General features: G+C 57.9%; 15 protein-coding genes. 3 read left to right on the forward strand and 12 right to left on the reverse strand.

The window, feature by feature from the left end; all coding sequences use genetic code 11:
* Window positions 1-660: 660 nt before the first annotated feature.
* From ASD32_RS21210 to ASD32_RS21235, 6 genes are all read right to left on the reverse strand, one after another.
* A complete protein-coding gene (locus ASD32_RS21210) occupies window positions 661-1557 on the reverse strand; it encodes a sugar phosphate isomerase/epimerase (protein WP_060640048.1) in 897 nt (298 codons plus the stop codon).
* An 84-nt stretch (window positions 1558-1641) separates the two neighbouring features.
* Window positions 1642-2580, reverse strand: a complete 939-nt coding sequence (locus tag ASD32_RS21215) for an ABC transporter substrate-binding protein (protein ID WP_060640049.1) — start codon at window positions 2578-2580, stop codon at window positions 1642-1644.
* 68 nt (window positions 2581-2648) lie between these two features.
* The gene (locus tag ASD32_RS21220) at window positions 2649-3626 is read right to left on the reverse strand and encodes a ribose ABC transporter permease (RefSeq protein WP_060640050.1); all 978 of its coding nucleotides are present in this window, start codon (window positions 3624-3626) and stop codon (window positions 2649-2651) included.
* Window positions 3623-5203, reverse strand: a complete 1581-nt coding sequence (locus ASD32_RS21225) for a sugar ABC transporter ATP-binding protein (RefSeq protein WP_060640051.1) — start codon at window positions 5201-5203, stop codon at window positions 3623-3625. The genes ASD32_RS21220 and ASD32_RS21225 overlap by 4 nt, the downstream gene beginning before the upstream one ends.
* On the reverse strand, window positions 5200-6609 hold the full coding sequence (locus tag ASD32_RS21230) for a hypothetical protein (protein ID WP_060640052.1): 1410 nt from the start codon (window positions 6607-6609) through the stop codon (window positions 5200-5202). Before ASD32_RS21230 ends, ASD32_RS21225 begins: the two co-directional genes overlap by 4 nt.
* On the reverse strand, window positions 6606-7385 hold the full coding sequence (locus ASD32_RS21235) for a DeoR/GlpR family DNA-binding transcription regulator (RefSeq protein WP_060640053.1): 780 nt from the start codon (window positions 7383-7385) through the stop codon (window positions 6606-6608). The genes ASD32_RS21230 and ASD32_RS21235 overlap by 4 nt, the downstream gene beginning before the upstream one ends.
* A gap of 203 nt (window positions 7386-7588) precedes the next feature.
* Between ASD32_RS21235 and ASD32_RS21240 the strand changes: the two genes are divergently transcribed.
* Genes ASD32_RS21240 through ASD32_RS21250 form a run of 3 tightly spaced genes read left to right on the forward strand, consistent with a single transcriptional unit; the run spans window position 7589 to window position 10794 of the window.
* A complete protein-coding gene (locus tag ASD32_RS21240; RefSeq protein WP_244490222.1) occupies window positions 7589-8671 on the forward strand; it encodes a class II aldolase/adducin family protein in 1083 nt (360 codons plus the stop codon).
* Between the two features lie 3 nt (window positions 8672-8674).
* Window positions 8675-9943, forward strand: a complete 1269-nt coding sequence (locus ASD32_RS21245) for an FGGY-family carbohydrate kinase (protein ID WP_060640054.1) — start codon at window positions 8675-8677, stop codon at window positions 9941-9943.
* A 2-nt stretch (window positions 9944-9945) separates the two neighbouring features.
* Entirely contained in the window at window positions 9946-10794 is an 849-nt protein-coding gene (locus tag ASD32_RS21250; RefSeq protein WP_348270747.1) for a TIGR01459 family HAD-type hydrolase, read from the forward strand.
* 680 nt (window positions 10795-11474) lie between these two features.
* Here ASD32_RS21250 and ASD32_RS21255 read toward each other — a convergent pair.
* The 6 genes from ASD32_RS21255 to ASD32_RS21280 all read right to left on the reverse strand — a co-directional run bounded on the left by ASD32_RS21255 (window position 11475) and on the right by ASD32_RS21280 (window position 15267).
* Window positions 11475-11771, reverse strand: a complete 297-nt coding sequence (locus ASD32_RS21255; protein WP_060640056.1) for a chorismate mutase — start codon at window positions 11769-11771, stop codon at window positions 11475-11477.
* A gap of 133 nt (window positions 11772-11904) precedes the next feature.
* On the reverse strand, window positions 11905-12492 hold the full coding sequence (locus tag ASD32_RS21260; RefSeq protein WP_060640057.1) for a DUF308 domain-containing protein: 588 nt from the start codon (window positions 12490-12492) through the stop codon (window positions 11905-11907).
* A 46-nt stretch (window positions 12493-12538) separates the two neighbouring features.
* Complete coding sequence (locus ASD32_RS21265; protein ID WP_060640058.1) at window positions 12539-12868, reverse strand: hypothetical protein; 330 nt, start codon at window positions 12866-12868, stop codon at window positions 12539-12541.
* A gap of 34 nt (window positions 12869-12902) precedes the next feature.
* Window positions 12903-13679, reverse strand: a complete 777-nt coding sequence (locus ASD32_RS21270) for a molybdopterin-binding protein (protein ID WP_060640059.1) — start codon at window positions 13677-13679, stop codon at window positions 12903-12905.
* On the reverse strand, window positions 13676-14530 hold the full coding sequence (locus ASD32_RS21275) for a cytochrome b/b6 domain-containing protein (protein ID WP_060640060.1): 855 nt from the start codon (window positions 14528-14530) through the stop codon (window positions 13676-13678). The genes ASD32_RS21270 and ASD32_RS21275 overlap by 4 nt, the downstream gene beginning before the upstream one ends.
* Window positions 14531-14640: 110 nt before the next feature.
* A complete protein-coding gene (locus tag ASD32_RS21280) occupies window positions 14641-15267 on the reverse strand; it encodes a hypothetical protein (RefSeq protein ID WP_060640061.1) in 627 nt (208 codons plus the stop codon).
* Between the last annotated feature and the right edge of the window lie 19 nt (window positions 15268-15286).

A 15286-nucleotide genomic window follows, 5' to 3' on the forward strand; every position in this document is an offset into this window, starting at 1 on the left:
ACGCTTCTGATGATCAGGAACGCACCTAGGGTTTCGAAACCGTTTGTTCGATCCCGGCTATAAGGTTCTCCTGGCCGTCGCGCTCTCAGTCTTCTGTCTCAACGGAGAGCTCTGAAATGAACGGAAGCGCCCTGCAAGCGGTGCGTTATGCATGTCTTTATTGTCCTCGTATCTCCGGTGGGCTGCATCGCGCCCCAACAGACCCGCCCGCCTGAACCTCCGCACCGTGAAAACCGCAGCCTGCTCAGGATCAAAATGTTGGAAACACTTCAGGCTAACAATGAGCCGCTGTCCCAGGCGCAGCGGCTCTTTGTTGTTATAGGACGAAGAGTTCTAAGACGGGTGGCGTAGTAGTAGCGGTCGGTGTGGCGCCGGTAACCGCGGCGATGTTCCCGATAACCACGATGACCATTCCAGTATCCACAACCGTCATGACTCACTCTGTACGATCATGACGGCGGTCGCAGCGCCTGTCGCGATCCCTGCCCCGCGAGACCAGGCTCGGTCCTCCAATCGAGACGGATTTGCGCGAGTTTTTGAACGATCCGCTATTGGCGCGCTCGGGCGGCCGTTGGCAGGTGCTGCTCAAGTTTGCCGCCATGGCCATGTTGTGTCGATTAAGGGATGCTCAGCCGACCCGCCAGGCATTGAAACCATTACTTAGAACGCGAAATGCGCCTTCTTTACCAAAGCCGCCTTGATCGTTGCGGTTTCCATGCCAAGTTCAATAAAATTGCGGGCATGTCGCGCCAACGCGACATTGTCGTCCCAGAGGTTCCGCCAAATCGCGGTCTTGAGCGAAAGATCTTTGTCGACAATTGTGGTCGAGAACGACTCGAACGTCACGTAGTCTGTCCAGCCTATCGCAACTAGCGCATCGAAGATGCCTGCGAAGTTGATGTTGCCGGTACCAAGGTACCCACGGTGGCTCTCGCCAATGTGCATGTAGCCGATCTTGTCGGCCGCGTGACGGATGGCTAACCCAACATCAGCCTCTTCGATGTTCATGTGGAAAGTATCGAGATGCAGCAGAACATTCGATGCACCGGTATCTTTGATATACGCCAGACCCTGAGAGGCCGTGTTGAGCATGTTGCTCTCGAAGCGGTTGACGATCTCAAGGTTCAGCGTCACGCCCGCAGACTTCGCTCGATCGGCCACCTTCGACAAGGTTGAAACGCTTGTGTCCCAGGCCTTCTTTGTAAGTGCCTGCTCCTGTTTCCCATGGGCAGAACTCAGGATGCCGGCGAGCTTGGTGCCGCCGAGATCCCTGACGAGAGCGACGGCCTTATCGAGTATGTCCCGCCCGTTGTTGACAACCGACTTATCGCTGCTCGAAATGTCACCCTCGGAAGGAAGACCCATGCTGATCGCGACATCGAGATCGAGCTCCTTGAGGCGACCAGAAAGCCATTTAACATCCACCTGCTTTGGATCGAGGTAAGAAAATTCAATGAGTTTGTAGCCAAGGTCATACGTCTTGGTAAGCGCATTCTCCAAATCGTCCTTCGACGAGCCTGCGCTCCAGACGAAGGAATGGACGCCAATTTTGGACATGGGACAACGTTTCCTGCGATTTTTGTGTTTGGATCATGACCCGCCGCGCCACGATGACGACGGCGGGTCACTCGGGAGGAGTCCTTAGCGAGCTGCAGTCCAGCCCTTGTAATCCTTGATGTTATCGGCAGTGATGAGTTTGGGGTCGAGGAGGATGGTGTCCTGTGCCGGCTTCTTGCCGTTGAGGAGATCAACAGCCAGCGTCAGGGAGTCCCCGGCCATGGTGTAAGGGTCCTGCGACGCAGATGCCTTGATCATCGACTTGCCGCTTGAAAGCGACTTTTCGATATCGGGAGCGCCGTCCACAGCGGTGAAGAAGAACTCGTTGCGGTTCAGCTGCTTGGCCGCAAGTTCGGCGCCGATTGCAGTCGGATCATTGATCGCGAATACGGCGTCGATCTTGTCGAAGCGGGTCAGCAGACCCTGCATCACTGCCATGCCGCCGTCGCGCGAGCCTTGGGCATTCTGGTCGTCGGACAGGATCTTGATGTCAGGGCTCTTGGCCAGGACGTTCTTGCACCCCTGCACGCGGTCGATGATCGATGAAGACGCCGGTCCGTTGATGATGACGACATCACCCTTGCCCTTGATTTGGTCGACGATGTACTGGCAAGCCTCTTCGCCTGCCTTGATATTGTTGGTCATGACGGTGACGTCTGCACCCGGCGCCGAAACGTCGAACGCGGCGACAATCACACCGGCCGCCTGAGCCTTTTTGACCGCTGGCGCGATTGCCTTTGCGTCAACGGCATTGAGCATGATGATGTCTACGCCGGCCGCAACGAAGCTTTCCATCTGCGAGACCTGCTTGTTGAGGTCATAGTCGGCCGAAACCGAAGTCACTTCGACGTTCGGGTTGATTTCCCTCGCACGATCCTCGATGCCCTTGATTGTTGCGACGAAAAACGGGTTGCCGAGCAAGCCGACAGAGATGCCGATCTTCTGCAAATCCTTAGCCGAGGCCGGCATGGTGATTGCCGCAGCGATCGCTGTCCCGAGAAGCATTTTCGAAATTGTACGCATTATTTTTCCTCCGTTGCGGCGCTCCCGGCGCCTTCGTTTCCCGGTAATCCGGTTCTATTCGCCGCAGATCATGTGCGGCTTAGTCCTTTCAGCCGATAGCGATCGAGACCGACGGCGATGATGATGACGAGGCCTTTGATGATGTACTGCCAGATGTCGGAAACACCGACGAGAATCAGCCCATTGGACAGCACGGCGATGATCAGCGCACCAATCAATGTCCCCCAGATGGACCCGACACCGCCTACAAAACTCGTGCCGCCAAGAATGACTGCCGCGATCGCGTCGAGTTCGTACGACTGCCCAAGCTGGAGGCCGTTGGCGGCATAGAGACGCGCGGCTGACATAGTACCGCCAAGCCCCGCCAGGAGACCTGACACGCTGTAGACGAAAAGCAGGACTATCGGGACCTTGATGCCAGTCAGCCGGGCAGCTTCCACATTGCCTCCAACCGCATATATCCACGTGCCGAGAACGGTGCGTTTGAGAACGAACCAGGAGACCAAGACTGTCGCAAGAGCGATGATCGCAAGCCATGGTACTCCCAGGACGCTCCCATTTCCGATGAAGTCGAATGGCAGGTCCGGATTGAAGACAGTGGTGTCGTTGCCCAGTAGACGCGCGACGCCGCGGATAGCGGTCAGCGAACCCAAGGTGACGATGAATGGCGGCAGTTTGAGAAATGCGATAATCGAACCGTTGACGAAACCACATGCCAGTCCGACGGCGATGGCCGCAGGGATGCCAAGCATTCCAATATCGGGAAACAGTGACACGATCACGGCGACCATCGCGGAGGCGGCCAGGATTGAGCCGACGGACAGATCGATACCACCGGTGAGAATAACGAAGGTCATACCGGCGGCTAGAACGGTGTTGATCGATGCCTGCTGCATGACGATCGACAGATTGTTTACGCTCAGGAAGCGGCCACTGAGCAAATGGAAGCCGATCGCCAGAAGGATGAGCACCGGCAGCATGCCAAGCGCCGTGAGCGTCGTGCGCATCTTGAGTTTATTTGCGTTTTCGGTCGTGGTTGTGCTCATGGCTGATTTCCGTCCTTCTTTGACTTTTCCGCGTCGGATGTCGCCGAGCCCGTGGAGAACGCCATGATGGCCTCCTGATCGATCGGATGATCCTTCGAGCCAGTCACCTCTCCGGCAATGCGTCCCTCCCGCATGACCAGGACGCGGTCGGCGATGCCGATGATCTCCGGCAGGTCACTGGAGATAACGACGATGGCGATCCCGTTCTGGGCGAGTTCATCGATGATCCGGTAGATTTCTGATTTCGCGCCGACGTCGACGCCACGGGTTGGTTCATCGAGAATGATGACCTTGGGCCTGGTTTCGAGAAGTCTCGCAATAAGAACTTTTTGCTGATTACCGCCGGACAGCGCTCCGGCGTTGATGCTGGTGCTCTTCGTGCGGATGGCAAGCGACGTAACAGCACGAGCCGCCCGCGTCTTCGCCTGGGCAAAGTCGAGCACACCAGCGGCTTTCGCATCGGATCCGATAACACCTATGTTGATGTTCTCGCTGATGGACATATCGAGGAAAAGCCCGAGGCCCTTCCGGTCTTCGGTGAGGTAGGCGATGCCGGCGTCCAAGGCATCCCGCGGACCGGCAATCGCGAGTTCTTTGCCCTCCAGGAAAAGGTTGCCCGCCTTCTTCGCGTCTGCGCCGAATATCAAGCGTGCAAGCTCTGTCCTGCCCGAACCGACGAGGCCGGCAATTCCGAGCACTTCACCGGCGTGCGCATCGAACGAGCAATCATGCACTCTTCGTCCGTCATCGATGTTGCGAACGGAAAGCACGGTGCGCTGCTCGCCGCCCGCCGAGTGATGCTCTTTCTTGTAGAATGAGGAGAGATCACGTCCGACCATCATCGAAACCAGCTTGGACGCAGAGAGGTCGGCCTTATTCAAAGTGCCGACGTAGGTGCTGTCCCGTAGCACGCTCACGCGATCGGCCAGTTGGTAGATTTCCTCCATCCGGTGGCTGATATAGATGATCGCGATGCCTTGTGACTTGAGACTGGCAATGACCTCGAACAGGCGGTCCGTCTCTCGGCTTGTGAGCGAGGTTGTCGGCTCGTCCATTACGATGATGCGGGCATTGGTGGTCAGCGCGCGGGCGATTTCCACCATCTGGCGCTCGCCCAACGAAAGCTGGCCGACCTGGCTGGATGGGCCAAACCCCACGCCAAGACGCTTGAGGATCGGCTCTGCACGTCGTCTCGTGTCCGAGCGGTCGAGAACCCCGGCCCTAGATGGCTCGGCGCCAAGGAACATGTTCTGCTCCACGGTCAGGTTTGGGGCCAGCGACAGCTCCTGATAGATCACCGAGATCCCATTGGCTTTCGCCTTGATGGGATCGCCCGCAACAACCGGCTGCCCGTCAACGAGGATCGTTCCGCCTGCATCCGCCTTGTGGGCGCCGGACAACACCTTCATCAGCGTCGACTTGCCGGCCCCGTTTTCGCCCATCAACGCATGGACTTCACCGGGGAACACCGTGATCGAAACATTCGAGAGCGCGCGTGTGCTGCCGAACGTCTTGCTGATGTTGCGCATCTCCAGGACAGGTGTCCCCCCCGGTGCGGCAGTCGCGGTGACGCTCATGCTTGCCTCTCCAACAGTTGCTTGTCTTCGACAATGTTGCCCGCGGAGCGGTCGAGCTCAGCGCGCCAGAAATCGCGATATGCTTCGAGCCCCGGTATCTCGGCCGGACGCGACACGGTGCATTCGTTTTTGAACGGGCTTTCACCGAACTGTTCGAAAACCAATGCTGCGGCTCCGAAGGCGCTGCCTTCCGCATTGGTACTGCTGTATACGGTTTGACTTGACCTCAATGCGGCGAGCACCGCAGCATAGAGCCCGGTCTTGACCAAGCCTCCGTCAATCACAATGGGATTGCTCGAGGCGATCAGATCAAGTGACAGGTCTGTCATGAGCGCCACGTATAGCAGCGCTGCGGCGGCCCGTTCCTCCCCCTGCAGCTGCGGGCCTATAAAGCGCCCTTCTCTGCCGGGCATCGGCCCGCCCGCGGCGAACGACGGCAGTGTGAAGGCCTTCTTCTCAATGACTGCCAGAACGGCTTCTGCGGAAACGGCCTGTTTCCAGCCACCGCTCGCGACATCGTATTCCCGACCGCCCATAAAGCGGATCGTGGCAACCGGATTGTGGTCCACAGTCACGTTCGCCAGCATGTCTCGTTCGCGGTCCAAGGTTTCCAACGGGCTGGATGGATTGAAGATCACGACCCAGGTGCCGGTCGAGACGAGCGTGAAATCGGAGAACCCCAGCGAGCGGTAATAGTGGAGCGCGGAATTGCTGTCGTGGACACCGTTGTGAACTGCGAGAGCAACGCTGGTACCGTCGGCCAGTTCAAGATCATGTTTCCCGATCTCCTCGCCTGCCCTTGCGAATTCCCGCATCTTTGATCGCCAGCCCTGGCTGTCCACCAGGGTGCTAAAATCGTCAGCAATCGGGGCCCAAAGATGCGAGTGACATCCGAGATAGGACACTTCCGAGACCTTGCGGCCCGAGAATTTCCACGACCAGAATTGCGGATAGCAAAGTATGGCGTCGCAGATGTCGAGCAGTTGCGGAGACCTGTCGGCGAGCCACAGTATGTGCCTGCCAAAATTAAAACCCAATGGCAATCTTGGCGAGAACGTTTGGGAGTAGTCAGGAATGAGCCGGTCGATTCTACCGGCGACGGCCGCTGGCGGTTCCTGCTCATAGTCAAGGATGGGATGAAGCAGATGATCGCCCTGTACCAGAGCAAACGTGCAGCCGTGACCAGAGAACATGATCCGATCGACACCATGCATGGTGACGGCATCGACTAGCGAACGTCTCATCCAGTTGAACAGAGTCTCATCATCGAGAACCCTGACATCGTCTTCGTCGCGCCACACTGGATTGGTGCGAGCTTCGCTGAGCATTGCACCCTCCCGCGAGATAACGAAAAGCTTGGAGTTCGTCTTGCCGAGATCGAAGATCGCGATCGCTGACTGGCTCACTTGGATCCTCCAGTGTTGGCGACGAGGATCTCGACACCAGCATCTTCCAGCATCTTCGCTGCAGCATCAGAAAGTCCATCGTCTGTCACGACCGTTCCAATACGTGAAAGTGGGAGGACGACATTGCGAGGCTTGATTGTGAATTTTCGGCTATCGGCCAGGAGAACGATTTCGTCGGCGCATCCACTCAGCTCACCGATGGCCCTTGTCAGAAGCGGATGCGACTCCAGCAGGCCATCGCTGCTGACACCTTGGGTGCCAAGAAAAAACCGCGAGGCGAAGTAGCCGGGAGCACCTGCCGATGCATCATGGATGATACCGGGCTCTCGGTACAGTACGCCGCCAGCAAGGGTGAGCTCGCAGGTGGCATGATCACCGAGATAGGCGGCAAGCGGCATGGAATTGGTGTAAATCCGGACGCTGCGTTGCGCCAGTTGAATGCCGAGCTGGTAGCATGTCGATCCTGCATGAACGATGATCGAGTCTCCATCACGCACAAGGCTCGCAGCTTTTTCTGCAATTGCGCGTTTCGCCTCGACAGCAATATCCCGGTTTTCGTCATAAGGCCTGGCTGACAGACGTCCTGCCGAGCCGCCGTCGCTGGCAGAAATGCCGCCATAGACCTTGCGAGCCTTGCCCAACTCATGAAGCTTGTCTATGTCCCGGCGAATGGTCGCGGGTGAGACCGCAAGGCGCTCCTGCAGATCGCGCACGGACGCAAACGGCGTCTCCTGCAGCAGATCGGTAATAGCCTTGTGGCGTTCGGAATCGTTCAATGAAATGCCTCCCGACGTCTCCGTGTCGATGATTAAAGATAATCACAAAACGATGCGGTTCGCAAGCGGCAAAGAGTGACAAACTTCATCATTGACGATATGCGATCAAATCCATACGATATCGCGGAAAGTTTGCTCACCAGACGCAACGGCAGCGCAAACTGGAATGATGCAGTGCAAACGTAGATGTGGAGGAGTTGACCGTGGCCGCAATCGCTCAATCAGTCGGATCGAATAAGGACTTTCAGGCCTTTTTGAATTTGTCCGAGGCTGTGGGAAGCGACATCCTCAAGACGCAGGGCGCCGGCGGAAACACATCCGCGAAGTTCGGCGGTGTAATGTGGGTCAAGGCTTCCGGCACATGGCTTTCGCAGGCCAAGGACCGCGACATTATGGTGCCGGTCGAAGTGGAGCCGCTTGTCGCGGCACTGAGGAACAAAGACCCTCGCGCCGAAAAAGCGACCGATTTTGTTGTTAACGAGTTGAACTCGAGCGGACTCCGTCCCTCGATCGAAACGAGTTTCCATGCGGCCCTACAGAATTCGGTTGTTGCGCACTATCACTGCGTCAATGCAATCGCGCTGTCCGTTCTCAAGCGCCGCGAGCAGATTTTGAGCGAGCGCATGGCAACAGTCAGCGACCTGACATGGGCGACGATCCCCTATCGCCGCCCTGGAACGCCCCTCGCCCGCGAAATCGATGCTGTCTCCGGCAGCGTTCCCGACGTGCTCATTCTGTTCAATCACGGCATTATTGTCGGCGGACGCGATGTGGCCGAGGTTTCCGACAGAATCCGGCGTGTCTCGGAGGCACTTGCCTGCCCTTCGCGTGATGGAGGCAAACCCGATGTCGCCGCACTGTCCGCACTGGCGGAAGGATCCGACTTTCAGCCCGCATCCGATCCCGATAGCCACAAGACGGCACTATCCAAGGAAAATCTGCAATTCGCACTCGGCGGCGCTCTCTATCCCGATCACGTCATTTTTCTCGGCCCCACAGTCGGCCTCCTACCGGATGGCCAGTCTGCGGCGGAGTTTGTCGAGCGCTGCATCGCCGAAGGCAAGGAAGTGCCCAAGCTTATCGCGGTTTCGGGCAAAGGCGTTTTGGTTTCGAAGGCACTGACCCCCGGCGGTCTTGCGATGGCGAGATGCCTTGCCGAGGTCGTTGCGCGGATTCCCGGAGGCGAAGCGATTGAATATCTGACGCCGGACGACGTGTATGAACTTACCCATTGGGAAGCAGAGCAATACCGCCAGGCGCTTGACCGCAAGACAAATGGGCGCTGAGACATGTCAGTGAAAGAACCTGCCGCGGCAATCGGCATTGATATTGGGACTTCCGGCGTCCGCACGGTGGCGCTTTCGCAAGAAGGTCACGTCGTCGGCTTCACCTCGAACCCCTTTGCCGATGCCACAAAAACGAGATCGCCGGCCGCATGGTGGGAGGGCGTGCGGTTGTGCCTGACGCGCCTGGCGTCGGAGTGCTCACTGTCCAGCGTTCGCGGCATTGCCGTTGACGGGACATCCGGCACCGTCTTGGCAACTGACAGCGCAGGCGCGCCGGTTGGCGACGTGTTAATGTACAACAAGCCGTGCCCGGATGCGTCTATTGTTGCGAGAATAGCGCAAGAAGCGCCGCTGGAGAGCCCGGCGCGCGGCGCCAATTCCGGCCTCGCTCGGGCTATTCATCTGTCCCGCAGGGCGGGTGTATCGCACGTTATGCATCAAGCCGACTGGGTTCTGCTGCAACTCGGCCTGTCGCAACCGGCGACGGACGAAAACAACGCGCTGAAGACCGGATACGACCTCAACGCCTCCACCTGGCCCGCGTGGATCGAGGCCGCAGGCCTTGCCATTGACAAGCTTCCCAGCGTCTACCGCGCGGGAGAGCCGATCCAGATGTTGGGCGGGTTCGCCGCTGCGATTGGGCTGCCCTCTTCATGCCGCCTTCACGCCGGGACCACTGATGGCTGCGCCTCGTTCCTCGCGACCGGCGCGTCAGAGACTGGCGACGGCGTGACCGCTCTTGGGTCGACGATGGTACTCAAGCTGGCGTCGGATCGGCCGATCAACGCTCCGGAGTACGGCGTCTACTCCCACCGCGTCCTGGACTTCTGGCTCGTCGGCGGCGCTTCAAACAGTGGTGGCGCGGTCATTCGTGCTCTGTTCGGCGACGATCGGTTGGCTCAACTGACGGAAAAGCTCAACGCTGATCATCCAACCGGGCTCCGATATTATCCACTGCTGAAGCCAGGCGAACGTTTCCCCATCAACGATCCTTCCTACCCACCCCGTCTTGAGCCACGCCCGAAAGACGACGCCGTCTTCTTCCAAGGCGTTCTCGAGGGCATGACGGAGATCGAACGTCTTGGGTACGGGCGCCTGAATGATCTCAGCGCCGCTCAACTGCGGACAGTTCGCACAGTGGGTGGTGGGGCAAAGAACCCGGTCTGGACTGAGCTGCGTCAACGCGCTCTCGGCGTTGATTTCCTGCCATCAAGATCCTCTGAGGCTGCCGTAGGGACAGCGTCTCTGGTCCTTGCCGAGAGTATGAGATGAGCATGATGCCCCTGACCGCCCGCCTTGAGGATCTTATTGCAAACTACGATGTCTTTCTCATAGATCAGTTTGGCGTCCTTCGCGATGACATTGGAGCATATCCTGGGGCTCCACCTGCCCTCGCGGCCTTGAAAAAAGCTGGTAAGGTGGTCATCATTCTTTCGAACTCGGGGCGCAGCGGCGACTACAATGCTGATCGCCTCGTTGCGCTCGGTTTCGAGCGATCCAGCTTCGATCGTTTTGTCACGTCAGGCGACGTTGCCTACGAAATTCTCTCCCAGGACCTGACACTGATCAGGGGCCGAACCCGCTGCCTGACCATATCAAGTGGCGGTGACACGAACCTTGCCGACCGATTGGGTCTGACTACAGTGGACGATGCATTCGATGCGGATGTTGTGGTGATCTCCGGCAGCGAGGCCGAACGCATCTCGCTAGAGGACTATCGCGCGTTGTTGCGTCCGGCAGCAGAGAAAAACGCTCCGTGCTATTGCACCAATCCCGACATCCATAAGCTCGCTGGTGGAACCGTCGCACCGGGCGCGGGAAGCCTTGCCAAACTCTATGAAGAGTTGGGAGGCGCGGTCAAGTGGCTTGGCAAACCTCACAGTGAGATCTACCACTATGCCCGTTCGGTTCTGAGTTTAACCCCGTCCGAACGGATTGTCTGTATCGGCGATAGCATCGAGCACGACATTGTTGGAGCGACGAACGCAGGTCTGCCCTCGGCGCTTGTTGAGACCGGAATAATGTCGGGCCTTTCGAGTTCCATGATAAGGGGGCTGCTCGATCAATTCGACGTCACGCCCACCTACTTGCTAGAGCGCTTTGGCCTCGTTGCTGAACAGTAGATTCGCTTCTCCCGCAAAAGACGAACCCGCAATACCCTCAAGAGCAGCGCAAAACATCGCGCAACATTTTCCCATTCTGACCGCAGCGCCAGTCACGACAGATGCCGGTGTACTGGCTCATCCGGGTGAGGCTAAAGGCCCATGTCGCCGCTACCTCGCGCGGATTGGGTACACAGGTTCTGCGGCGTACAGTTGCGTAATCCATCGCCTTGAGCGGAATCGAACCGCCGGCCTGCCGCCTCGGATCATTAAGTGATTATAACGATTACGCTTCAATCTAACGGATCGTTTGCGAAAACACAGTTCCCATTATCGCTCGAAGGCAATACATTTCACCTCAGCGAGGAGTCCAGGGTGGGCGATCTCGGAGACGCCAATCCGGGTCCACGCATAGTTTCCTTGCGGATACACGTCGGTGTTAACCCTCTCGGAAAACGTCCATGCGCTTGGACATCGGCGTGATAGCCTGTCATTCCGCGATATCACCGACATACAGTGAGCGGCTTTGAGGACAATCGGTGAGTTGTCCCACATCGCTTTGAATTGCTCTGACGGACAGCGGTCGGATCGCGGGCGTCTGCGAACTGGTACTCCCCCAAATCGCCGACCGCGCGAGACATCTGGACCGGGTATCGTCGGGAACTACGGAGGTGAACAAGCCTGCCGAATTTTCGAGGCGTCTACGACTCGGCCGCAATCTCTTTGTGCCGCTCCACGACAGCACTCACGATCAGCTTCATCAAGCTTTCAACAAAGTGCTGACTCAGGCCGACTTCATTGGCGATAATCCGTGATCGATCCATTTGGCGTCGCTCCCGCTCACTGTCGGCTGCCGGCAGCGCCTGTTCCGCTTTCATGTGGCCAACCTGCTCGGTGCAGCGAAAGCGTTCGGCCAGGATGTGGAGCAGAGCTGAATCCAGGTTGTCGATGGTCTTTCGGTAGGACGCAAGTTGCTCTGCCTTATCATGTGTCGTCATTGAGTATCTTCCAAAGTGCTCACAGGCACGACGTGGGCCTGAAGAAATGAGGGATCGAAGAGGGGATTGCGCTCTCGATAACGCCGACTTTCGCATGGTAGCTTCATGCCAAATCCGACCGAGCGCCTGCACCTTACAGTTCTGCTCTGCGCATACCGCGCCGCGAGAGCGAAACACTCAGCCATATCGCCGAAACCAGAAAGTAGAATGCCCCAACGCCAGCGTAGCCCGCGACCGTTGCGATAGACGGCTCCTGCGGCATTTGCGCTTGAAAGATGAAGAGCGCACCGGCCACAGCGGATTGGCCACCGCTCAAAATCATCGCCCACTGACCGCCGCTCGTTTTCCAACGCCGCACAGCAGTGCCAAGCTGCAGCAGCCCTGAAAAAATCGCCCATAGACCGAAAGCGCCGAGAACCCAGTTCATGTTCATTGTCAGCGCCACGATCACGGCAATCGTCATGACGGAGCTCGCTGAGACGTTGATTGCCTGGCTCCGGTTTGCGGCAAGGCCACCGCTCCTAGTGGCATCGATGACGTTCGCGAGTGCATCCCAAGCCGGATAAAGGATCAGCAGTGCGGCAGCCGCCGCAAAGGACTGTCGGCCGATAGTCAATGCGGCCGCGACCCACAGCACTGAGAAGGCCGCTCGGCTAAAGTAATACTGCTTGAGCCATTGCTCGCTGCCGCTCGCGGCACGGGATGTCTGGTTGTTCGTCATGGTTTCTTCCACTTTCTGGTTGGTTGGGCTGCACGCATGCACTTTGTCAAAAGAAGCCGACGTGCTTGCCAAATGGAGTATTCGCATCCCACTCATGTCGGCCGATCCGATCGCTTTCGCCGGAGAGTTTCGCAGCTGGCTTCTCTGAGAGCTCGACGTTCTGTGCGCCGTCGTGCGACGGAGTCACTGAATCAGTGCCGTGTTCGCCCGCCAAGCGCATGCGCTTCTCGAATGCCTCGTTGATCTCCCCCTGCCGCTTTGCGACCCATCGGCCGTCGGGATCAGAAAGGATCGAGTTGGTTTGGCCGATCTCAACCGGTGGCGAGGAAGCGACCGCTGAGATAGGCATTACTTTCTGAACTGGGCGTCTGCTCATGAGCTGTGATCCCGTGGTTTGCTGTTTGATTTCGTCAGATGCCGGCGTACCATTCGTACCCGCGATCTTCCCAATAGCCGCCGTTTCCGCCCCACAATCCGGCGAAGCTGTCGACCAGCTCGATGCGCATGATGTATTTTGCCTGCTTGTAACCCAGTTGCCGCTCGACCCTGAGGCGCAATGGCGCGCCGTGGCCGACGCTGAGGTCCCGACCGTTCATCCGGTAGGCAAGGATGGTTTGCGGGTGAACCGCATCGACGAGATCGATGCTCTCGTAGTAACGGCCGCTTCCATCTAGGGTCTTTTCGAGTTCGTCGGCACAATGCAGCACGACATAACGCGCCGTCGGCTTGAGCCCAGTCAGCTGCAGCAGACTGGCGAGGGGAACGCCAGTCCATTTGCCGATGGCACTCCACCCCTCGACACAGTCATGGCGGGTGATCTGAGTGCGCGCCGGGAGTGCCTTTAGATCTGCGAGCGAAAACTCTCGCGGCCGCTCAACAAGGCCGTCAATTTTCAGTCGCCAGGCGGAAAAATTACCTTCAGCCAATTCAACATATTCGTCGCTGTCGGGAGCACTCGTTCCATTTACGCGAAACGACGGAGAAATATCTTTCTCCTCAAACTCACGGGCCAGAGCATCACGCCCCTGAAGCAGCCTCTGCGCCTTTATCGTGAGGTCCTCGGCTGAACGGAGAACATTGGCGACGTTTGCGTTTTGGTCGAGCAGGTCACATCCGGAAAGGGTCAAAGCACTGGCACCAAGGGTGCCGCCGATGAGAAAGCGACGTCGCGTGAGAAGCTTGCTCATGATTGCGGGCCTTTTTCCTGGATTGCATAGCGTCCGGTGATCATCGAGCGGATGTTGTTCCAGGTCCCGGAAAGGACGACCATTGCCACATGGACAATGACGAAGATGACAAGCGCTGACGCTGTGACGAAATGGATGGTGCGCGCGGACTGGCGTCCGCCAAATACATCGATCAATGCGGGAAGAGCGGCATCCACCCCAGGTGACATGGTCAGACCCGTCAGGACCATGAGAGGCAGCAGAATAACAATGACCGCCAGATAGGTCAGTTTCTGAAGTGCATTGTAATGTTTGGCCTCCTCCCCTTCGGGGAAGCGGAGACGAGCATGGTCGAGAACCTCGCGGCCGAGGTGGCGAGGCGAGAGTTCGTTCACCTTCGGCGCCAGGTCTCGCTTGAAATGTCCGCTCAGAAGGCTGAAGCCAAGATAGAGAATACCATTGATCACAAACAGCCAGGCAAAAAAGAAATGCCAGCGACGTCCGGCCGCGAGATCCTGAAACGACGGAACAGTTGCCCAGGACGGGAAAGCGCGCGCAGTCGGCTCCCCATCGACACTGGAAACACCAAGGACGCCGGTTGTGGGGATCTGAAGCCCTGCGACACGCACGAAGCCGCTTGGCGTACCACCATCGTCGTCGGAGCCGATTGTCAGCACGGCGGGGTCGCCGTTCGCGCCATAATGACCCCAATAAAGCTCCGGGTGGGCATTGAATATCTGCAGCCCGCTCAAAAGAAGGAAGCTCAGGCAAAGCACATTTAGCCAGTGCGTAAGCCGGGTCACAATGGAGTGGCGGCGGATGAAGATCGTCCGAGGATATTGAACATTGTCATTGGAAGCGTTTGCGCTCATCTCAACGTCTTTCATCTGTGGCATTTTACGGCTGAAGATCAAGCAGCGTCGATCTATGGTCACTGGCCGAAGCAGTAAGGCGGCTGCTCCGGCCAGTGACGGCGTGGTCTTCACATGGGAGGAACCACGCCGTTCTTGCCGACGACAACCTGGTGGGCGATCGGGCCTGCTGCAGCCTTTTCGGCGGTGATGAAGACAACGGCGCCGGGAACGAGATCATCCTTGGTGGCTCCAGCGATGGTCACGACAGGTGTCCCATCCGGAATGGCGATCTTCTTTTCCTTGCCATGATAGGTCACGGTGACAGTCCGGCCATCAAGGCCCTTAACTGCATCCGCGACCGTCGCATTGGTCATGCTGCTGTCGGGCTTCAGATCCCAACCGTAGCTACCCTCGCCGGTGCCTTTCATTGCCGGCGGGAAAATGAGGACCTCAAGCGCACCATTTCCGCCGTCGGCCTTTGGCATGGATGCGATACCTACGAAATCGCCCGGCTTGATGTCGCTGACCTTGGCATTCGCGACGCCTGCCACCTTCCAGTCGTCGGCAAGCGCGACATCGATTGTCTCGCCTTCGCGGGTTTTCACTTTGAGCGTTGAACCCCGGTAGTCGACGATGCTGCCGCGGACATGGATCGGCGCGGCTTTCTTATCTTCGGCAGATGCGTGCGTCGAAAGGATTGCTACAGAAAGGATGCTGGTAAGCCCGAGGGCCAAAGCTGGGAAAACTTTATTCACTTTTATCTTCCTACTAGTT

Origin of the sequence: Rhizobium sp. Root483D2 (assembly GCF_001426685.1) — a bacterium.
In the GTDB taxonomy this organism is placed as follows: domain Bacteria; phylum Pseudomonadota; class Alphaproteobacteria; order Rhizobiales; family Rhizobiaceae; genus Pararhizobium; species Pararhizobium qamdonense.